General features: G+C 70.1%; 19 protein-coding genes and 1 tRNA gene. 7 read left to right on the plus strand and 13 right to left on the minus strand.

Annotated elements, in window-relative coordinates; genetic code table 11:
* Positions 1-576: 576 nt before the first annotated feature.
* The 3 genes from ACZ7OU_RS41130 to ACZ7OU_RS41140 form a co-directional block, all read right to left on the minus strand.
* A complete protein-coding gene (locus ACZ7OU_RS41130; protein ID WP_470259451.1) occupies positions 577-1746 on the minus strand; it encodes a hypothetical protein in 1170 nt (389 codons plus the stop codon).
* Positions 1747-2596: 850 nt separating this feature from the next.
* Positions 2597-2878, minus strand: coding sequence for a hypothetical protein (locus tag ACZ7OU_RS41135; RefSeq protein WP_470259452.1), 282 nt, complete (start codon positions 2876-2878; stop codon positions 2597-2599).
* A 586-nt stretch (positions 2879-3464) separates the two neighbouring features.
* A tRNA-Asn gene (locus ACZ7OU_RS41140) sits at positions 3465-3537 on the minus strand.
* Positions 3538-3703: 166 nt separating this feature from the next.
* Here ACZ7OU_RS41140 and ACZ7OU_RS41145 point away from each other — a divergent pair.
* The gene (locus ACZ7OU_RS41145; RefSeq protein WP_166641722.1) at positions 3704-3874 is read left to right on the plus strand and encodes a hypothetical protein; all 171 of its coding nucleotides are present in this window, start codon (positions 3704-3706) and stop codon (positions 3872-3874) included.
* Here ACZ7OU_RS41145 and ACZ7OU_RS41150 read toward each other — a convergent pair.
* From ACZ7OU_RS41150 to dnaG, 3 genes are read right to left on the minus strand one after another with little or no spacing between them, the layout of a single operon-like run.
* Complete coding sequence (locus ACZ7OU_RS41150) at positions 3871-4632, minus strand: trans-aconitate 2-methyltransferase (RefSeq protein ID WP_470259453.1); 762 nt, start codon at positions 4630-4632, stop codon at positions 3871-3873. The genes ACZ7OU_RS41145 and ACZ7OU_RS41150 overlap by 4 nt on opposite strands.
* Before the next feature lie 48 nt (positions 4633-4680).
* Positions 4681-5202 (minus strand): hypothetical protein, encoded by a 522-nt coding sequence (locus ACZ7OU_RS41155; RefSeq protein WP_470259454.1) that lies wholly within the window; start codon positions 5200-5202, stop codon positions 4681-4683.
* A 1-nt stretch (position 5203) separates the two neighbouring features.
* Complete coding sequence (gene dnaG / locus ACZ7OU_RS41160) at positions 5204-7126, minus strand: DNA primase (RefSeq protein ID WP_470246030.1); 1923 nt, start codon at positions 7124-7126, stop codon at positions 5204-5206.
* A gap of 42 nt (positions 7127-7168) precedes the next feature.
* On the opposite strand from dnaG, the gene ACZ7OU_RS41165 reads away from it, so the two are divergent.
* Positions 7169-8122 (plus strand): sigma-70 family RNA polymerase sigma factor, encoded by a 954-nt coding sequence (locus ACZ7OU_RS41165; protein WP_470259456.1) that lies wholly within the window; start codon positions 7169-7171, stop codon positions 8120-8122.
* On the opposite strand, the gene ACZ7OU_RS41170 is transcribed toward ACZ7OU_RS41165, so the two are convergent.
* The 3 genes from ACZ7OU_RS41170 to ACZ7OU_RS41180 form a co-directional block, all read right to left on the minus strand.
* Positions 8094-8864: a hypothetical protein gene (locus tag ACZ7OU_RS41170; RefSeq protein ID WP_470259457.1), complete on the minus strand. Its 771-nt coding sequence runs from the start codon at positions 8862-8864 to the stop codon at positions 8094-8096. The genes ACZ7OU_RS41165 and ACZ7OU_RS41170 overlap by 29 nt on opposite strands.
* Before the next feature lie 62 nt (positions 8865-8926).
* Complete coding sequence (locus ACZ7OU_RS41175) at positions 8927-9493, minus strand: carboxymuconolactone decarboxylase family protein (protein ID WP_470259458.1); 567 nt, start codon at positions 9491-9493, stop codon at positions 8927-8929.
* A 22-nt stretch (positions 9494-9515) separates the two neighbouring features.
* Positions 9516-10874 carry an MFS transporter gene (locus ACZ7OU_RS41180; protein ID WP_470259459.1) on the minus strand — a complete coding sequence of 453 codons (1359 nt, stop codon included), beginning with the start codon at positions 10872-10874 and terminating at the stop codon, positions 9516-9518.
* A 24-nt stretch (positions 10875-10898) separates the two neighbouring features.
* Here ACZ7OU_RS41180 and ACZ7OU_RS41185 point away from each other — a divergent pair, with 24 nt between their 5' ends.
* On the plus strand, positions 10899-11351 hold the full coding sequence (locus ACZ7OU_RS41185) for a MarR family winged helix-turn-helix transcriptional regulator (RefSeq protein ID WP_470246025.1): 453 nt from the start codon (positions 10899-10901) through the stop codon (positions 11349-11351).
* On the opposite strand, the gene ACZ7OU_RS41190 is transcribed toward ACZ7OU_RS41185, so the two are convergent.
* Positions 11348-12031, minus strand: coding sequence for a carboxymuconolactone decarboxylase family protein (locus ACZ7OU_RS41190; RefSeq protein ID WP_470259460.1), 684 nt, complete (start codon positions 12029-12031; stop codon positions 11348-11350). The two genes, ACZ7OU_RS41185 and ACZ7OU_RS41190, sit on opposite strands and share 4 nt — an antisense overlap.
* 103 nt (positions 12032-12134) lie before the next feature.
* Between ACZ7OU_RS41190 and ACZ7OU_RS41195 the strand changes: the two genes are divergently transcribed.
* The 3 genes from ACZ7OU_RS41195 (at position 12135) to ACZ7OU_RS41205 (ending at position 14679) form a co-directional block, all read left to right on the plus strand.
* Positions 12135-12734, plus strand: coding sequence for a TetR/AcrR family transcriptional regulator (locus tag ACZ7OU_RS41195; RefSeq protein ID WP_470246023.1), 600 nt, complete (start codon positions 12135-12137; stop codon positions 12732-12734).
* A gap of 38 nt (positions 12735-12772) precedes the next feature.
* Entirely contained in the window at positions 12773-13123 is a 351-nt protein-coding gene (locus tag ACZ7OU_RS41200; protein WP_470246022.1) for a VOC family protein, read from the plus strand.
* A 131-nt stretch (positions 13124-13254) separates the two neighbouring features.
* Positions 13255-14679 (plus strand): serine/threonine-protein kinase, encoded by a 1425-nt coding sequence (locus tag ACZ7OU_RS41205; protein WP_470259461.1) that lies wholly within the window; start codon positions 13255-13257, stop codon positions 14677-14679.
* Position 14680: 1 nt separating this feature from the next.
* On the opposite strand, the gene ACZ7OU_RS41210 is transcribed toward ACZ7OU_RS41205, so the two are convergent.
* Positions 14681-15220: a DinB family protein gene (locus ACZ7OU_RS41210; RefSeq protein ID WP_470259462.1), complete on the minus strand. Its 540-nt coding sequence runs from the start codon at positions 15218-15220 to the stop codon at positions 14681-14683.
* A 49-nt stretch (positions 15221-15269) separates the two neighbouring features.
* On the opposite strand from ACZ7OU_RS41210, the gene ACZ7OU_RS41215 reads away from it, so the two are divergent.
* Positions 15270-15956 carry an alpha/beta fold hydrolase gene (locus ACZ7OU_RS41215; protein ID WP_470259463.1) on the plus strand — a complete coding sequence of 229 codons (687 nt, stop codon included), beginning with the start codon at positions 15270-15272 and terminating at the stop codon, positions 15954-15956.
* Between the two features lie 24 nt (positions 15957-15980).
* Here the strand turns inward: ACZ7OU_RS41215 and ACZ7OU_RS41220 are convergent, their stop codons facing one another.
* Complete coding sequence (locus ACZ7OU_RS41220; RefSeq protein ID WP_470259464.1) at positions 15981-17792, minus strand: glycosyl transferase; 1812 nt, start codon at positions 17790-17792, stop codon at positions 15981-15983.
* Positions 17789-18880 (minus strand): serpin family protein, encoded by a 1092-nt coding sequence (locus ACZ7OU_RS41225; RefSeq protein WP_470259465.1) that lies wholly within the window; start codon positions 18878-18880, stop codon positions 17789-17791. The genes ACZ7OU_RS41220 and ACZ7OU_RS41225 overlap by 4 nt, the downstream gene beginning before the upstream one ends.
* Positions 18881-19182 lie beyond the last annotated feature (302 nt).

The raw sequence follows: 19182 nt of genomic DNA on the forward strand, positions 1-19182 counted from the left end.
GCGAGAGCTCTTCCTCGTCGAGTGATCGTCTGCCGAACGAGCACAGCCCTGTCGACTTCAAGAAGAGTGCGCAGCCCAGACAGCCACAACAGTCGGTCACCCTCACCGGACTGCCCGCGACCGCTCTTGCATTCAAGCGTAGAGCGCGACAGCCGCAGCCTGTTGTCAAAATCAAGCGAGAGCACATCGAGATCAGTCAATATTTCACGGCCGACCTCGGCGTCAACAAAGACCGGGACTCGGCATCGAGACAGCGCTCCTTCCGCAAATTCTAGCCGCGCAACTCGCCTTTCCAGATCCGCGCCCTCTGTAGCAGGCCCGGCAGATATTCTCTCCTGTCGTTGGCGTCGTACTCCTCGTCCAGCGGAGCGCTTGGACTCGCTGCTAGGGGTGGCCGTCTTCGGTTTAGCTTCACGGGAAGCAGACTCCTGGTCGCTATAACCTGCTCCTTGCAGTGCGACTGGTTCTTCTTGCTCCCCTGACACATCAAAAAGGCCGGGTTCATGCGACTGTCGCGCATTATCATCGGATGGCTCAACGCCACTAGGATTCGTTGATCCGTCGCCAGGGGTGATGTCAGAACCCACCGAAACTCCTGCGGGCAGTGGTGTCGCGGAGCGCATCAATCATGCGACGCGTGTCGGCATCATCGCCGACTGCTTGTTGCGCGAGCCTTGCGCGTTCCTGTTCAAGATGGGTGTAAGATCGTTGATCACCCAGAGCGGAAGCCGTCTCGGTGCTTGGTATGCGGGTCTGCCCTCGTGAGTCGAGAATGCTGAGCGCCTCCTCTGCGACGTCGGCCTGCAGCAGTTCCATCTGGAAACTGTTGGTCCAGGTGCCCGGGATCACGCGGATCGTGCCTGCTGTCTCAAGCATCGGATAGTCTTGACCGATCTCCGGAACGTTGCCGGCGACACCGTCGCGTATCAAGGTATAAAGGAACGCGCCGGGACTTCGCAGTTTCCAAGTTGCGAATGTAGCAGCGTAAATCATGCTCCCGACAAGCTGGCGGACGTGCCCGGAAGGATCGGCAGACGTCGTGCCGAACGGGTCTCGGTTCAAGTGCGGGCTGAAGAGGAAGCGTTTTTCGTCGCCGCCGGAGGTCTGTACAACCGAGCGCTGGATCATGCCCATGCGAACGGCAAAGTCGATCCACCTTTGTTCGGTGCTGGTCACGTGAGCTTCGGGGATCCCCGGTGATTGAGCGACTTCCTCGAGTAGCGCCCCGACGTGGGCGCGGGCTCCGGCATCCTCAGCAGCCAAAGCAGCGCGGGTCAGCTCTTCGTCTCCGCCAGGCCATACGTTCGGGTTGAATACTACGCCCCTTCCGTCGTCACCCCGGGTTTGCCGGACCAGCTGGATGGAACCAAGGTGGCGCAGGGCTTCAACCGCGGCTTCATCGCCGAACCCGGAGGCTTGTTGGAGCGCGGCCGACTCCTCCAACGGTTGCAGCGATGTGGCGCGCAGCAGGGCGAGCGCGGCCCGCTGTACCGGAGTCGCCATGACGATGTTGAGCAGGGCGGGAACGCCAGCGATCAGATCATTGTCCGGCGGGATAAACGCGTCAACGCTGACCAATTCGTTATTCCCGTTGTGATGGCACTCGACCCAGCCGAGCTGTTGCAACGTGGGGAGCACCTCGCGCAACAGCTGCCGCCGGCCGATCGCTGCCTCTTGAGCGATCGCTTCGACTCGACCGGCGGAGGACAGCGGCGCATTCCGCAGCCGCCAGGCCAGCTCGTACACCTGTCCAGCGAACTGCAGTGACTCAAGAGCAGCGTGCGCGGGCGAGACTACGTAGGTTGACAAGTGCCGAGACACCCCGAGCAGAAGTTCGGAATCATCAAGCACGGATCCTCCCTCAGACTGATGCGCCCGCTCAGACTCTAGCCGACAGGCGTCTGGGCGGCTGGCAAGCAGATGCCGCGGCGAGATTCCCTCAGCCCTTGCCCTGCACGACAATGACCGGGATCAAGATTGCGAGGACGGCCGCGGTAATAACACCCCATTGGGTAGGCCAGCTCTGAAGCGGTCTGGCCCTGCTCGATGAACGACCCTCTTTAGTCGCCGCCGCTCGCGCTGTGCGTGGGCACTGTTGCTGTCTCCAACGACCTGAGACAGCAATTCGATCAGGCCAACTCTGGCTGTGTGCTGGTCATGCCTACTGACGCGTTCGCACAACGTACCACTGCCACGAGCGCCCGCGAGGTTGCCGCACCCACGCGGAGCTCCTTCCGCAGGGTCTCCGCGGATATGGGTCGCCGGTGTCGCCGCCAATGGTCAATGTCCGCTCGACGCGCTCGCTCGACGAGTTCATCGTCAAGGTCACCGGCCCCGCGGGTTGCTACTCTCGGCTGCATGTCACGCTGCCGGTTTGCCGAATCCGGCGACTCTGACGAGCCCTCTTGCAGACTGCCATCCATCGGTTCCGCAGACGAATACAGGGACGGCTGCTTTGGACCGGGACTGGCATTCACTGCGCTCAACGCGCCAAGGAGACCGGGGCCCGCGTCGGCCCACCCAATCAGCAGGAGCGGTCCGACCGAGTCGAAGGCTGCCTTGCCCCACTGACCAGCGCAGACCGGGTCAGCGACGTTCAACAGCAGGGTGACGACACTCGCCGCCAGCAGCAAGTGTCGTGTAGGTCGCGCAACACATCGTCACCGGCTCCGGACATAGCCAGATGCCGGGTACCAACCAGGAGCCCGAGCACTGTCAGATCCACGGCTGGCGCCACCAGCGGCGCTACGAACACGGGCACCTGCAGCTTCAGCGCCAGGTTCAACACGTTGCCGAAGCCGAATAGGAAGGTCAGGCCGATGACCAGACCCATCGTGATCGTGACGAACCGAGCAACTGTCTGCGAGTTGGCGTTCATAACTTGCCACCGCCCGAGCCCGTAAGCTCGTAGGGCGCCTCGACCATCGACCTGCCACTGCAAAATGCCTGGTCAGCCTGGCTCTCACCCTTGCGCAACTTTGCTAAGGGCATCAGGCCGCACCACGACCGGGTGCTCGAAACCAGCGAGATCATCGGGCATCACTGCCCTTGTGACGACGTCGAGCAATCCGGACAGTCGCGGAAAGCCGCAGCTCATGAAGGGTGCGGTCTTGTGAGGATGCAGTACGTGCCCCCGACGAGGCTCGAACCCGCACCTTCGCCTTCGCTGGCGCCGATAGACGACGCAGAATCGGTATGCAGGCGGCCGCCGGACAGTGCAGCCGACGAGCCGTCAGTGCGCCGCTGGAGTCAGCGGACGGTGCCGGGAGCGACAGGTCAGCGCCCGGCTGGGCTTGCCGCCGCACGCAGCCGAAGCCCGCCATCCGTCGGAGACAGCCACCGGCTGGCCCGACAGCGACGCCACGGCCGACCAGGCCGCCATGTTTGGACGATCGTCAAGATAGACACTAAATCGCCCCTACTCACAGGTAGCAAAAAAGCCCAGGTCTGTGACCTGGGCTTTGCTCCCCCGCTTGGACTCGAACCAAGAACCCTCCGGTTAACAGCCGAATGCTCTGCCAGTTGAGCTACAGGGGAATGTCGCTCACTTCCGGTGCCGGTCTCTCCGACCGACAAGAGAAACTTTAGCCCATGCCCGCACACCCTCCGCACCCACCCCCCACTTGGCGCAACCGCCCCCTCGCGGCCGTTTTCCTGGACAATGGACAGTCGGACGACCTACCGATGGAAGGCGTGGACGCGGATGAAGAAGTTCCTGCTGGGGGCTGGCCTGGGGTACGTGCTGGGCGCCAAGGCAGGCCGGGGGCGGTACGAGCAGCTTGTGCGCACCTACCGCCGGGTCGTCGACCATCCGATGGTTCAAGGCGCCGCCGGGGTTGCTCGGGCCAAGATCAGTGAGAAGGTGCGTCGCTAGACCTGGGCCACGAAAAACACCCGGCGGAACTCGAACCACGTCGTGCCGTCGGGCCTGGTCGGGTACGCCGCCGCCAGCCGGGGGGCCAGCTCCGTGCGGAACTGCTCCCACTCGGTGTCGGGCAGGGCCGCGCGGATCGGGCGCAATGCCGTTCCGGTGATCCACTCCAGCACCGGTGACGGCCCCCGCAGCGGCTGCACGTACGTCGTCTCCCAGGCGTCGACTCCGCAGCCCGCGTCGGCCAGGAGGTTCGCGTACTCCTGGGGGCTCGAGACCGCGTCGTCCTCGCGGAGGACCACCTCGGCCAGCCGGGACGACCACTCCGAGGACGCCGCCAGTTCCCTGGTCAGCGCGTGCGAAGGCGCGTTGAAGTTGCCCGGCACCTGGATCGCCAGCCAAGCACCCGAGGGCAGCGAGGACACCCAGCGGCGCAGCAACGCGGAGTGGTCCGGCACCCACTGCAGGACGGCGTTCGACACCACGACGTCGGTGTCCGGCGCCGGCGTCCAGTCGCGGACGTCCAGCAGCGACGCCCCGAGGCCGCGGGCACGTGCCGCAGCCACCATTTCGGGTGAACTATCGCCGCACTCCAGCGCCGCCGAGGGCCACCGGGAGCGCAGCGACACAGTCAGGTTGCCCGGGCCGCAGCCGAGGTCGACTACGCGGCGGGGCGCCGTCGCGCCGATGCGTGAGACCAGGTCGTAGAACGGCCGGGCCCGCAGGTCGGCGTAGTCGAGGTACTTCTCCGGATCCCACACGGCCGCCTCCCAGCAAGCAGTACGCTTGTACTGAGTACGAGCGTACTGCTACTCGACCGGGTTGACCAGCTTCGCGGCGGCCTGCTCGGCGATCGCCGCCACCAGGTCGGCGTCGGTGCCCGGGTCGGGCCGGACCTGCAGGACGCTGCCGTCGCGGCCGGGCACCTTGCGCTGCACGAACCACGCTCCCCCGGACCCGATCTCCTGCCGGTGCCGCGAGCGGATCGAACCCTCGACGCGCTGGTAGGCCTCGCGCGGCACCTTGCCCGGTGCGGCCAGCCGGTAGCGGACCGGCGGCAGGTCGGCCAGCAGAACCGCGGCGCCCGCCGTGCCGGCTTCGGCCGACTCGGTCAGCGTGAACACGCCGTCCGCCCAGGCCGCCTTGCCCACGAGGTGCCAGCCGACGCGCCGCGCCCCGCCTTCGGCCGGGACCCACAGCCCGAGCTGCGTCACCACGAGGTACCCGCCGCCCTCGACCGGGGCGCTGTCGACGACGTCTTCCCCGGGCGAAAGCGAACCCGCGAAGTCCGGAGGCGTGCGGTCACCCAGCAACCGGCGCAGGAAGCTCATCTCAGCCCCACGCGCCGGCGGCGGCCTGCTCGCCCAGCGACTTCTTGTACTGCTCCAGCGCGACGAGGTCGCCGAACAGCGCGCGGTAGTCGTCCGGCGCTTCGACCGGCGAGAGCCGCTGCAGCTTGCCCTTGATCTCCGCGATCTGCCGGCCGACGAGGCCCTCCTGCAGCCGGGCGAGGATCGACGAGATGTAGCGCGAGTCGACTTCGTCCTTGGCCTGCAACGGTTCCACGGCCAGCTCGGACAGCACGCGCCGGACCGTCCCTTCCGGACAGTGCGGGGCGGCCGCGTCCAGCAGCGACGGCCCGGTCAGGCCCGAACCCGCGCCGCCCGCCTTGAGCACGGCTTCGTGCACCGCGACGTACACCGGGTGCGTGAACGCCTCCAGCGGCAGCGCGTCGTACTCGGGCCCGGCGATCGCGGGCTGCTGCAGCGCCGCCTTCAGCGCCTCACGCTGGACGGCGAACCGCGGGTCCTTGGGCGCCGGGCGGGCCAGGTCCGGCGTCGCCGAAGCGGCCGGGGCCTCCTGGGCGCCGACGCGGGCCGGTTGCTTGAGGGGCGCGCCGCCGCGCCGGTCGGTCGCGCCCGAGCTGCCGCGGACCCGGTTGACCACCTGTGCGACGTCCTGCCAGCCGACCCACCAGGCGAGCTTCGACGCGTAGCCGTCGCGGGCCGCGCGGTCCTTGATCGACGCGACCATCGGCACGGTCTTCTGCAGCGCCGCGACCTGGCCGTCGACCGAGTCGAGGTCGTAGTTCTTGAGCGTGCTCCGGATGACGAACTCGAACAACGGGGTCCGCCGCGCGACCAGGTCCTTGACCGCGCTGTCGCCCTTGGCCAGGCGCAGCTCGCACGGGTCCATGCCGTCCGGCGCCACCGCGATGTACGTCTGGCCGGCGAACGTCTGGTCGCCTTCGAACGCCTTCAACGCGGCCTTCTGGCCGGCTTCGTCGCCGTCGAAGGTGAAGATCACCTCACCGCGGAAGGCGTCGTCGTCCATCATCAGCCGGCGCAGCACCTTCATGTGGTCCTCGCCGAACGCCGTGCCGGACGACGCGACCGCCGTCGGCACGCCGGCCGCGTGCATCGCCATCACGTCGGTGTAGCCCTCGACCACGACGACCTGGTGCCGCTTCGCGATCTCGCGCTTGGCCAGGTCGAGGCCGAACATGACCTGGGACTTCTTGTAGATCGGCGACTCGGCGGTGTTGAGGTACTTCGCCGAGATCCGGTCGTCGTCGAACAGCCGCCGCGCGCCGAAGCCGACGACCTCGTTGCCGACGTCGCGGATCGGCCAGACCAGGCGCCGGTGGAAGCGGTCCATCGGGCCGCGCTGGCCCTCCTTGGACAGCCCCGCCGTCAGCAGCTCCTTGACCTCGAAACCGCGCGTGAGCAGGTGCTTGGTCAGCTTGTCCCAGCCGCCGGGGGCGTAGCCGCAGCCGAACGTCTTCGCCGCGGAGGCGTCGAACCCGCGCTCGGACAGGAAGTCCCGCGCGGTGCGCGCCTCGTCGGTGCCCAGCTGCTCGGCGTAGAACTCCTGGGCCGCGCGGTGCGCCTCGATCAGCCGGCTGCGGCTGCCGCGGTCACGCTGGATCGTCGCGCCGCCACCTTCGTAGGTGAGCCGGAAGCCGATCCGGTCGGCCAGCCGCTCGACGGCCTCCACGAAGGTGATCAGGTCGATCTTCTGGACGAACTTGATCACGTCGCCGCCCTCGCCACAGCCGAAGCAGTGGAAGGTGCCGTGCGTCGGGCGGACGTTGAACGACGGGGTCTTCTCGTTGTGGAACGGGCAGAGGCCCTTCAGGCTGCCCCCACCGGCGCGGCGCAGCGCCACGTACTCCCCGACGACCTCGTCGATCCGGTTCCGCTCGCGCACCTCCGCGATGTCGCTCTCCCGAATCCGTCCTGCCACGCCACCCACTCTAGGCCTTCACCTCTTCACCCCATACGGCACACTCGGGGCATGGCCTCCACGCCCACCGCCCAGGACACCCTCGCCGCGGAGTTCGCCGCGCACCGCGGTCACCTGATCGGCGTCGCCTACCGGCTGACCGGCACGCGCGCCGACGCCGAGGACGCGGTCCAGGAGTCCTGGCTGCGCCTGGCCGGGCTGGACGACGCCGGCCGCGCGGCGATCCGCGACCTGCGGGGCTGGCTCACCACGGTGGTCGGCCGGATCTGCCTGGACCGGCTGAAGTCGGCCGCCGCGCAGCGCGAGCGGTACGTCGGCCAGTGGCTGCCGGAGCCGGTCGTCACGCCGTTCGGGCAGCCGGTGAGCGAGGACCCCCTGGACATCGCGGTCCGTGACGACGGCCTGCGGATGGCCGCGCTGGTCGTGCTCGACAAGCTGACGCCGGAGCAGCGCGTCGCGTTCGTGCTGCACGACGCCTTCTCAGTGCCGTTCGCGGAGATCGCCGACGCGCTCGGCGTCTCGGTCGAGGCCGCCCGCCAGCACGCGTCCCGGGGGCGCAAGGCGCTCGCCGACGCCGACCCGGCACCCCGCGTACCGCTCGACGACCAGGCGCAGATCCTCGAGAAGTTCGTCGGCGCGCTCCTGGCCGGGGACATCCAGGCGATGACCGAACTGCTCGCCCCGGACGTCGTGCTCATCGGCGACTCGGACGGCAAGGGCCGCACCACCCGCCAGCTCATCCTGGGCCCGGACAAGATCGCCCGGTTCTTCATCGGCCTCATGCGCAAGTACGAGCCGGGGGTGGTCGAGCGCGGCGCGCCGGTGCTGGTCAACGGCGACCTGGGGATGTACCTGCCGCCGATGCCGGGTCGCGAGGGCTTCCTGGCCCTCGACGAGCACGTGCAGTCGGTCAGCGTCCGCGACGGCAAGATCGTGGCCATCTACGACATGGTCAACCCGGACAAGCTGACCCGCATCACGCGTCCCGCCGCCGCGCAAGGGTGATCCCGGCGGACAGCAACACGGCGGCGAAAGCGCCGAAGTAGGCCAGCGCCCAGCCCGGGCTCAGCGGCGAGTCCGACAGGACGGCCGCGTTCCCGCCGTCCCTGCCGGCGTTGGCCTCCCCGCTACCGCTGAGGAACTTCGTGACGGCGTTCAGCGGCATCCACCGGTGGATCGCCGGCCCCACCCGGGGGATGAGCGTGACGACGTTCTCCGCCATGAGCGGGTAGGCGACGAGCAGCGCGACCGTGCCGGCGGTGTGGCGCACGAGCAGGCCGACGCCGACCCCGCAGACGGCGGCCAGCGCGAACACCGGACCGGTGCCCGCGACGATCGTCCAGTCCGCGACGCTGTCCAGCGCCAGGTCGGCGTCCGGGGCGAGGACCCGCGCGACCAGCCAGGCCGTGAACGCGGCGGCCTCGCCGAGCAAGAAGGCGAACCCGGCGACGACCACCGCCTTCGCGAGCAAGGCCGGCCACCGGCTCGGCACGGCCTGGAAGGTGCCGTGGATCGTGCCGGAGTGGTACTCGCTGGTCACGGCGAGCGCGGCCGCCAGCAGGACGGCGACCATCCCCAGCTGGTAGCCGAACTGGGTGCTCGCGACGGTGGGCGGCAGCCGCGACTCGGTCGCCGTGAGGGCGGTGAGCGCGGCCGGGGCGGCCAGCGCGACGAGCGCGAAGACGCCGCACACCCAGGGCGTGGCGATGCTGAAGAGCTTGATCCGTTCACTGGCGACGAGGTGCATGCCGGAACGGTCCCGCGGCGGACCCCGGTTCCGCGTCCGACCGGGGTCCGATTCCCGGGGTCCTACGGGAGCGGGACGCGGCAGGCGTCGCCCGAGGTGAAGCCCTGGTCGACGATGCCGAGCGCGCTGTTCATCCGGGCGCGCGAGTTCTCCAGCGCGACCTGGTAGGTCAGCTCGACGACGCCCTCGCGGCCGAACTCGCGCTCGAGCTCGGCGACCTGCTCGTCGGTGACGGTGACCTGCTCGCCGGACATCGCGTCGGCGTAGGCGATCGCGAGCCGTTCCTGGCGGCTGAACGCGGGCGACGTCGCGTAGTCGTCGATCTTCTTCAGCCGCTCGATGTCGAGGCCGTCGTGCTTCTGCAGCATCGTGCCGAAGTCGACGCACCACGAGCAGCCGATCCGGGTCGCGACGCGGTAGACGGCGAGCTCGCGCACGTTCGCCGGCACCTTCTTCGAGGCCCGCTCCACCATCAGCTCGTGCACGGCATTGGCCCGCAGCAGGCCGGCGTGGTGCGCGGCGACGGCCATCGGCTCGGGCACCGCGCCGTAGCGCCGGCCCGCGAAGCGGTACATCAGCTTGAGCACCAGGCCGGCTTCGGACGTCTTCTTCGCGGGGATGCGAGGCATCTGCGTTCTCCTTCGTTCGCGGTCACGAGGGGGACGAGACCGCTTCCGAAGACGTGACAGCGGGCGCGGTGACGCAGGCCACGAGCATGATCGCGGCCGCCGAGCCGAACACGACGGTGAGGCCGGCGGCGCCGAGCCCGCCGGTCGTGGCCAGCGCGAGCCAGCCGAACACCGCGGCGCCGGCCAGCCCGCCGGCCTGCCGGGCGAAGGTCAGCGAGCCCAGCGTGACGCCCATCAGGTCGCGGCGGGCGCGGGTCTGGCCCAGGACGGTGTACGCGGACGTGCAGACGGCGAAGGCCGCGCCGACCGCGAACAGCCCCGGTACGAGCAGCCACGGAGTGCCGCCCAGAGCGGCCGCGATGGCGACCGCGGCGAGCCCGCCCGTGCCGAGCAGGCAGCCGAACCGGCCCCACGCCGCCATTTCCGGACGTCGGCGGGCCAGCGCGGCGAAGGACGCGGACAGGGCGAGCTGCCCGGCGGTCATCGCGACGAGCAGCGCGCCGGTCCCGGCCGCGGCCGCCGTCAAGGCCGCGACCAGCGCGACGTAGGTGAAGGTGCCGTAGAGCGCGGCGCCGGCGAGGCCGTTGACCACCACCGCGCGCGCCAGGACGGCGTCCGCGAAGACCTTCGGCGAGATCAGCGGGCTCTTGGTGCGACGCTGCCGTCGCACGAACAGGAACCCGGCTCCCCCGGCGATTCCGGCCAGGATCGGCGTCCACAGTGGACTTCGGGCGAGGTCGTCGACCGTGCCGAGCGCGACGACCGCCGACCCCGCGGCCACGAGCAGTGCACTGCTCACGACGTCGAACTTTTCCTTGGTGCGATTCGGTTTCGCGGGCAGCCCGCGCAGGCCGAGCACCAGGGCGGGCACGCAGAGCGGGAGGTTGACCAGGAAGATCCACCGCCAGCCCGGGCCCGCGGCGAGCAGCCCGCCCAGCGGTGGACCGCCGAGGGTGGCGGCCGCGAAGACCGCCGTCTGCCAGCCCTGGCGGCGCAGCAGCTCGTCGCGCTCGAACAGCTCGCCGAGCGCACTCATCGCCGTGACGATCAGGCCGCTCCCGCCCAGGCCCTGCAACGCGCGGGCGGCGATCAGCGAGCCGAGGTCGGGCGCGGCGGCACACCACGCCGAGGCCGCCGCGAACACGAGAACCGAGCAGGCGAACGAGATCCGGCGGCCGTGGAGGTCGCCGAGCCGGCCGTGCAACGGCGTCGCGACAGTGAGGGTGAGCAGGCCGGCGGCGGTCACCGCGACGAGGCCGGTGCGGGCGTGCAGTTCTTCGCCGATCGAGGGCAGGGCCGCGGTGACGATCAGGCCGTCGAGCTGGGCCATGGCCATGCCGAGCAGCAGACCCGCGAAAGCGAGGTTCCGAGATGCGTGCATAAAGCACACGTTATAACGTGCCTTATGCACGCATCAAGCTCCGACGGTGGCCCCGCCCTCTTCCGGCTGGTCCGGCACTGGTCGCGCCAGTGGGCCCCGGACGTCGTCGAGCGCTTCGACTCCGACGCCCCGGCCGCGTGGACGGTGCCGAACCTGCTGGTCATCCAGGCCGTCGACGGCGCCACGGCGGACGAGGTGACGGTCGCCGACGTGGCCCACCAGCTGGGCATCGACCGCTCGGTGGCCAGCCGGATGGTCGGCGAAGCCGGGCGAGACGGCTTCGTGGTGCGCTCGACGTCGGCCCGGGACGCGCGCCGCGCGGTGCTGACGCTCACCGAAGCGGCGAAGGAGTTCCTCGCGGCTTCGCAGGCCCACCAGCGCCAGGCGTTCGAGACGCTGGTGGGCGACTGGCCGCGCGAGGACCGCGAACGCTTCGCCGGCTACTTGACCCGGCTCGCGGACGAAGTCCTCGGTTAGCCCAGGATTTCGTTCAGCACTTCCCACGCCTGCCAGGCGCGCGTGACGCCGAACTGGGCATTGAACCGCAGGGCCGCGCGCACGTCTTCCGGCGACGCGCCACCCCGGAGCGCGCGTCCGACGTGGATGCGGAACGTGTCGGCCAGCGTCTGGTAATGCACGTCGACGCTGAGGCTGACCAGGCCGCGCTCGCGTTCGCTCAGCGTGCCCGGCCCGTGCCCGGCGCGCATCCGCGACTGCAGGTCGAAGTACCCGGTGAAGTGCGCGTCCAGCTCGTCCAGCCGCGCCCGCACTTCGGCCGGCAGCGGACTGGGCCCGTCGGGCAGGGGTTCGGGGGCCACCCGCTCCGGCTCGATGCCCAGTTCCGTTTCGAGCTCGGCGATCCGCTCGATGCCCGCCGTCGCGGCGTGGTAACCGCAGTCGTAGGCGACGAACCGCAGCAGCTCCCGGATGTCCGAAGTGGACACTCCGGCGGCCAGCCCGGCCCGCACGTGGGCGCTGAACGCCAGGCCCAGGCTCGCCTGGCAGACGTCGGCCGTGACGCACAGGAACGTCTTTTCCCGGTCGGTCAGCTCCGGGATCGCCCGGACGTACTTCGCGGTGGCGCCGACCAGCTGGGCGAACGCCGGATCGAGTGCGGCCAGCCGCTCGAGGCTCGTCGGTGGTGCGGTGGTGGTCAAAGTCGAGCTCCCTCAGTGTGGTGAACATTCGTAGCGCTACAGCTGTAGTGCGAGTGACGCTACACCTGTAGCGCAATAGGTGTCCAGCTACACTGGGCCGACCATGACCGAGACCCGCCGCCGTCCCAACGCCCGTGGCCAGGGCGAGCTGCTGCGCGAAGAGATCGTCACGGCCGCCGTGCGGATGCTCGACGAGCTGGCCGACGACGAAGCACTGTCCCTGCGGGCCGTCGCGCGCGCGGTGTCGATCGCGGCGACGTCGGTCTACCTGCACTTCCCGGACCGCGACGCGCTCGTGCTGGCCGCGATGCAACGCTGTCACGAGGAGCTCGTCGGCACCGGCGACGCCGCGGCCGCGGAAGCTCCGGACCCGGCGAGCGCGCTGCGGGCCCGGATCCTGACGCAGGCGGCGTGGGCGCGTGAGCACCCCGGGCTCTACAAGGTGCTGCACGAGAGCAAGGTCCACCGGCGGCTCGGCATGCCGTTCAAGGAGGTCATGGTCGCGCGCACGGTCGAGGCGGTCCAGGCGTGCATGGACGCGGGCCTGGCCCCGGCCGGCGACGCCGCGACCGTCGCGATCGACCTGCGGACCGCCGTCAACGGCATGCTGGCGCAGCGGATCAACGAGCCCGACCTGCCGTGGCCGCCCGCCGTCGAACAAGTCGACCGGTTCCTGGTGAAGCTGGTCGGCCTGCGGCTGTGACTTGTGCTCCCGGCCGCGAGCGGCTTGGGTGGGCCGGTATGACCCCGGGTTTCCAGACGGTGATCCCGCGGATGGTGGTGAGCGATCTCGTCGCCGCCGTCGCGTTCCTGCGCTCGGTCTTCGGCGCGACCGGAGAAGTCGAAAGCGGCCGGCCCGCCGAGATCCGCATCGGCGGCTCGCTCGTGATGCTGTCGGCCGAAGGCGAGCGCGAGCTGTTCCCCGCGTTCCTCCACGTGTACGTCCCCGACGCGGACGCGACGTACCGCCGAGCCCTCGACTGCGGCGCGACGAGCCTGGAGGCCCCGGCGAACATGCCCTACGGCGACCGGCGAGCGATGGTCCGCGACCCGTTCGGCAACGTCTTCCAGATCGCGCACCGCCGTGGGTGAAGGACCGAGCGCCCGCCCTGTTCGACGGCAGGTTTCGCCGTAACCCGAACGGGTTCCGGGACTGCCGACGTGTAACGCGCTGTCGGTCGCGCCGCGACTTCGCAAGGGTAATCCGCCTGCGAAGGAGCCACGTGAACCCGGAATTCGGGCCGTACCGGATCGAGCGGCCGATCGCGCGCGGCGGCATGGGCGAAGTCCTGCGCGCCCGCGACACCCGGCTCGACCGGGTCGTGGCGTTGAAGGTGCTGCCGCCCCACCTCGCCGCCGACGAAGAGTTCCGCGAACGCTTCCGCCGCGAAGCGCACGCGGCGGCCCGGCTGCGCGAGCCGCACATCGTGCCGATTCACGCGTTCGGGGAAATCGACGGCCGCCTCTACCTGGACATGCAGCTCGTCGAAGGCGAAGACCTGGCGACGAGGCTGAGCAAGCACGGACCGATGGACCCGGGCGAAGCCGTCGACGTGGTCGGCCAGATCGCCCAGGCCCTCACCGCCGCGCACGCCGAGGGCCTGGTCCACCGGGACGTCAAGCCGTCGAACATCCTGATCAACGGAACCGGGTTCGCCTACCTGGTGGACTTCGGGATCGCGCGGTCGCAGGAGTCGGCGACCGGACTGACCGGTGCCGGCGCGGCGATCGGCACGCTCGACTACATGGCTCCCGAACGGTTCACCGGTGCGCGGCCCGACCAGCGCGTCGACGTCTACGCCTTGGCGTGTGTGCTGCACCAGTGCCTGACCGCCACCAAACCGTTCGCCGCGACGACGGCCGCGTCCCTCCTCAACGCCCACCTGAACCAGGCGCCGCCGCGCCCGAGCAGGCTGCGCCCGGGCATCCCCGGGGCGCTCGACGGCGTCGTGGCCCGGGGCATGGCGAAGAGCCCGGACGACCGGTACCCCACCGCCGCGGCACTGGCGGCGGGTGCGAGCGCGGCACTCGACGGACCGCGGGCTCGTCCCGGCTTCGCGGCCCCGCCCGCCGCGACCCGGGCCTTCACCAGGGTCGAACCGGATGCCGTGCCACCGCGCAAGACGGGCCTCCTGGTCGCGCTCACGATCGTCACGGTCCTGCTGCTCGGCGGGGTGGGTGCGCTGATCGCGCTGCCCGCCCTGCTGTCGCGGACGCCGGCCGGGACACCGACCTCGCCGCCCCTCGCCGCACCGGTACCGATTCCGGTGCGCACGAGCACCCCGGCGGCGGAGACGACCGTCCCCGTCGCGGTGACCACGGCCAGTTCGAGCCGGCCGTCCACCGGCGACCTCGCCGGCTTTGTCGTCCACTACTACGGGCTGATGCCGGACACCGACTCCGGCTGGGAGCTGATCGGCCCGAACCTGCGGCTGCGGACGCGGGACAGCTACGACAAGTTCTGGAGCAAGTTCAGTGGCGCCGAGGTTCTCGGGACGCCCGCGGTCGAGGGCAGCACGGTGACCGCGCGGATCCGGCTGCACTACCGCGACGGCCGCCCGGACAGCACCGAAACGCACGTCCTCGGGATAGCCATGCGGGACGGCAGCCTGTGCATCGACTCCGACGCGGTCGCCAAGAGCCGCTGAGCTACTCGCCCGTGCTGCCGTCGATCGACTCGCGGATGAGGTCGGCGTGGCCGTTGTGGCGGCTGTACTCCTCGACCAGGTGGACCAGGATCCAGCGCAGGCTCGGCGAAGTGCCGTCGCGCCGGGTGTGCTTCGACGCCTGCGAAAGGTCGCCGTTCGTCAACGCCTCCGCGTACAGCTCGCGCGACCGCGTCACCGCTGCCTGCCAGAGCTCGCGGAGCTGCTCCGGGGTGTCCTGCGCGGCGGAATCCCAGTCCCAGTCCGGGTTTTCGCGCCAGTCGACGGTGTTCCACGGGGCCGCCGGCTCGCGGTCGAACAAGACGCAGGAGAACCAGTAGTCCTCGACGTACGCGAGGTGCTTGAGCAGGCCCCCCAGCGTCAACGTGGCCGGTAGGTGCGTCGCGCGCAGGCCCGCTTCGTCCAGCCCGGCGCACTTCCAGGCCAGGGTTTCGCGGTGGAAGTCGAGGAAGCCGAGCAGGATCGCGGCTTCGTCGCCGTCGACGGGCGGTTCGGTCCGGCCCTGGTCGTCCACTGAGGTCACGGGCGCCGACTCTACCGAAATTGTCGGACCCCTCCACTAGGTTTCCGGCATGGCTGAATTCGTACTGGTGGCAGGCGCTTGGCTCGGTTCGTGGGCATGGGACGACGTCGTCCCGGGGCTGCGCGAAGCGGGTCACGGCGCACACGCGGTGACGCTGTCCGGCGTCGCCGAAAAACGCGACGAGCCCGGCGGGCAGCAAAAGCACGTGCAGGACATCGTCGACGTCGTCTCGCAAGGCGATCTGCGGGACGTCGTGGTGGTCGGGCACAGCTACTCCGGCATCCCGGTCGGGCAGGCGGCCGAGCGGATCGGCGACCGGCTGAAGCGCGTGGTGTTCGTCGACTCGAACGTGCCCACCGACGGGGAGTCGTTCACGTCCGTCTGGTCCGAGGCACAGGTCGCGGCGCTCACCGAGCGCGGCTTCTGGCCCACGCTGACCGCGGAAGACTTTGCGGAGCAAGGGCTTTCGGACGCCGAGATCGCCCGGCTCGTCGAGGGCTCGACCCCGCACCCGGCCGCGTCGCTCACCGAACCCGCGGTGCTTTCCCGGCCGCTGGGCGAGCTGCCGACCACCTACATCAAGTGCCTGCTCGACGGTGACACGCCCAGCCCCGACGTCGTCGAGCTGCTGAAGAGCGACCGCTGGGAGCTGGTGGAGATGACCACCGGGCACTGGCCGATGTTCTCGCAACCGAAGGAGCTGACCGCGATCCTGCTCGACGCCGCGAAGGCCTGACCGACGCGTGCGCCCGGGCGCCGGTCACGGCGTCAGGGGCCGCACGTCCCAGATCCACACCCCGCCGACGAACTCCGCCGGCTTGCGCAGGAGGAGCTCCACAGTGGACTTCAGTGCTTCCTGGTTCTGCCGGGGGCCGACCACCAGCACGTCCGCGTTCCAGGCGCGCAGGTCGGCCAGCGCCTGGGTGCGGTCGGCTTCGGTGACGTCCGCGGCCTGCCCCGTCTTCTCGACCTCGGCGAACAGGTCCGAGGTCGGCAGCGGCACCGCGCCGTAGCGGCCGCGGCGGTCGTCCGGCGAGGTCGGGCCGACGAAGTAGCCCTCGGGCATCGGGTAGCCGAGGCCCGCGTCGACCTGCCAGTGCAGCGGCTCGGCCTCGCCGGTGCTCGGCAGCGGGACGGGTACGAGCGAGCCGCCGGGGGCGACGTACTGGCGCCAGATCCCGTCGGCGAAGAAAGGAGGTGAGAGCGGGCGTTCGTGCGTCACCAGCTCCGTCGGCGCGATCGGCAGCAGCACCGCCACCACCGCGCCGATCCAGATCATGCGCAGCGGGAAGACGGGCTTGCCGTCCAGGGGTTCCGGTTGCTCGGCCGCCGCCGTCCAGACGCGGTGCGTCGCGATCGCCAGGAGCGCGCCGACCACCGGGATGCAGCCCATCGCGAGCCGGGATTCGAGCAGCGAGTCCAGGAGCGGCAGCTGGCCCAGCCACTTCCACGGGCCCGGGATGCCGGTGTCGTCGTGCGCCACCGTGATCTCGATGCCGAGGGAAAGGAGGGCCATCACGTACATCGTGATCGCGAGCGCGCGCGACACGACGTCACGCCACAGCCAGATCGTGAGCACGACCATGAGCACGATCAGCGGCCAGCCGAAGAACGCGTTCTCCTCGGTGCGGTTCATCGACACGTCCGCGGCCGCTTCCGGCGCGCCGGCGATCGACTGCGTCGCGAAACGCGTGAACGCCGCCGTGTCGTTGCCCGCCGAACCGTGCAGCAGCGAGTGGAAGCTCTGCGGGCCGAAGAACTGCCAGTACAACGGGAATCCGGCGATCAGCAGCGCGACGACCGCGCCGATGCCGATCCCCTTGCCCAGCGGCGCCAGCATGCCGCGGATCTCCGCGCGGTGCGGGATCAGGTACGCGACGGCGAACACGATGAAGGTCAGCGCGAAGATCATCAGCGGCTCTTCGCCCAGCAGGATCTGCCACGCGACGAGCAGCCCGAGCACGATCCCGTTGCGCACCGGACGTTCGCCGTGCGCGAGCTGGATCGTCTTGAGCGCGATGAACGGCAGCACGAACAGCACGACGAAGTTCGGGTGCGCGTTGCCGTGCGAGATCATCGGCGGGGCGAAGCCGCAGAACGCGCCGCCGATCGCGGCCGCGGTGCGGTTCGGCACCAGGTGGCGGGAGAACACCCAGTACCAGCCGGTCGCGGTGCCGGCGAGCCCGGCGGTGAGCACGATCGCCCACGTCAGCGTCGCGCCGAAGGTCAGCGTGATCGGGGCGAGCGGGATGTTGAGGCCGAACATCGCCGCGTTCGCCGCCATGTTGACGCCGAGCGGGTAGTTCTGGAGGTCCGTGGTGAACGGGTTCTGGAAGTGCAGGACGGACTTCGCGACGACCGTCGAGTACCACTCCCACTGGCTCTGGTCGGCGGCACCGTTCCAGAGGTAGCCGCGCTTGAGGTCGAACCAGAGCCCGTTGTAGAGCAGGATCGTGAACAGCAGGAACCCGCCGGTGATGGCGGAGTCCTGCCACGCCCAGCGCTTCGGGCCTTCGGGTGGTTCGGGGGTGGGCGGGACGAGGTCGGGGACGGCTTCGGACTTCAAGCTCACGGTTCGACCACCCTGGCGAGGAAGTGGAGGGCCCCGGTGCCGGCGTGCCGGACCAGCAGCAGGAACGGCCGGTCGACCGTGACGGTGACCGGGTCGTCGATGATCATCGAGGTGAGGCGCATGGTCAGCGCGGTCGCCGCGGCCCCCTCGAAGCCCTGTTCGTCCACCCGCAGCACGGCCTGGTGCAGCACCTCGGACACGGTCAGCCGCGGGTCCGGGGAGAGTCCGCTCAGGTCGGCCTCGTCGGTGAACATCGTGCGGACGCCGAGGCCGCGCAGCACGCCGGTGAGCGAGCTGGGGACGTCCAGTGAGATCTTCGGCAGCGCGAGCTCGACGGCTTTCGCGCCGATGCCGTCGAGCAAGCTCGTCAGGGTCGGCTGGTCGAGGGCCGCTTCGGCGTCGGCGAGGTCGCCGTCGGGCAGCAGCACCACGGCCTGCAGGCCGCCCGCCGCGACCAGCTGCACGGCCTGCCAGCCGGCGGCGTGCGCGTACCCGACGCGCTCGCTGAGCCACATGGTCGGGACGTCGCGAGTGCCGGACGGCGCGTGGAACGGCGCGTCGCTGGTGTTCGCCTCGCGGAACGGCAGCTTCCACGCGGCCTTGAGGTAGAGGGCGTTGACCAGCACGGCCGCGACGTCCCGGTCGATCGAGCCGGGCGGCAGCAGCTGCGGGATGAGGCCGCGCGTGGTGCGCCCGACGTCATCGTTGATCAGGGCGCGCGCGGCTTCGGGCCGGCTCTCGAAGGGCGCGCTCGCGACGGCGGCGCCGGGCCACTCGGCCAGCTCGGCCTTGAGGGAGTCTTCGAGCGGGAGCCGGTCGTCGGCCCACAGCGTGTTCGAGACGGCGAGCTCGGCTTGCTCACCCCGGGCCTCGTCGACGAGCTGCGCGGCGTCCCGCAGCAAAGTCGTCTGCTCACCGGGATCACCGAGCAGGGCGACGAGCTCGTCGCGGGTCTCCCCCCGCGCGGCCAAGGCGGCCAGAGTCAGCGCGCTGGCCACCGAATACGGCGAGAAACAGGAGTTCCCGCCCTCGGCACCGAGGGCCGCGTGGACGCCGAGGGCGAACCGGAGGTGGCTGTCCGTGGCCATGCGGGCGAGACTACCGGAACGGTTCACCCCACCGGGCGGCCACGCGGAACTCCGCCCACGGGTGACAAATCCCCCACGCGGAAGGCCACCCCCGCATGCCAGGACCACCCCGCGCCCAGGTCCGCACCGCCACCTCCCCAGCTCGCGTGCCGGAAGGGGCATCACACGTGATTGGCGGGGAATCTCGCGTGATCAGGAAGGCATCACGCGTGATTGAAGGGGCATCACGCGTGATTAGAGGGTCGACACGGCATCAGGCTCGAGCCGCGCCGTGTCGACCCGCCAATAACGCGTGATGCCCC

The organism is Amycolatopsis sp. NPDC114505 (assembly GCF_055633615.1).

Excerpts from the sequence above, each read along its gene's own strand:
- ACZ7OU_RS41175 (WP_470259458.1), bottom strand. The coding sequence starts at position 9,493 with ATGCCTCGCATCCCCGCGAAGAAGACGTCCGAAGCCGGCCTGGTGCTC.
- ACZ7OU_RS41200 (WP_470246022.1), top strand. The coding sequence starts at position 12,773 with ATGACCCCGGGTTTCCAGACGGTGATCCCGCGGATGGTGGTGAGCGAT.
- ACZ7OU_RS41165 (WP_470259456.1), top strand. The coding sequence starts at position 7,169 with ATGGCCTCCACGCCCACCGCCCAGGACACCCTCGCCGCGGAGTTCGCC.
- ACZ7OU_RS41225 (WP_470259465.1), bottom strand. The coding sequence starts at position 18,880 with ATGGCCACGGACAGCCACCTCCGGTTCGCCCTCGGCGTCCACGCGGCC.
- ACZ7OU_RS41170 (WP_470259457.1), bottom strand. The coding sequence starts at position 8,864 with ATGCACCTCGTCGCCAGTGAACGGATCAAGCTCTTCAGCATCGCCACG.
- ACZ7OU_RS41155 (WP_470259454.1), bottom strand. The coding sequence starts at position 5,202 with ATGAGCTTCCTGCGCCGGTTGCTGGGTGACCGCACGCCTCCGGACTTC.
- ACZ7OU_RS41185 (WP_470246025.1), top strand. The coding sequence starts at position 10,899 with ATGCACGCATCAAGCTCCGACGGTGGCCCCGCCCTCTTCCGGCTGGTC.
- ACZ7OU_RS41135 (WP_470259452.1), bottom strand. The coding sequence starts at position 2,878 with ATGAACGCCAACTCGCAGACAGTTGCTCGGTTCGTCACGATCACGATG.
- ACZ7OU_RS41195 (WP_470246023.1), top strand. The coding sequence starts at position 12,135 with ATGACCGAGACCCGCCGCCGTCCCAACGCCCGTGGCCAGGGCGAGCTG.
- ACZ7OU_RS41180 (WP_470259459.1), bottom strand. The coding sequence starts at position 10,874 with ATGCACGCATCTCGGAACCTCGCTTTCGCGGGTCTGCTGCTCGGCATG.
- ACZ7OU_RS41145 (WP_166641722.1), top strand. The coding sequence starts at position 3,704 with ATGAAGAAGTTCCTGCTGGGGGCTGGCCTGGGGTACGTGCTGGGCGCC.
- ACZ7OU_RS41215 (WP_470259463.1), top strand. The coding sequence starts at position 15,270 with ATGGCTGAATTCGTACTGGTGGCAGGCGCTTGGCTCGGTTCGTGGGCA.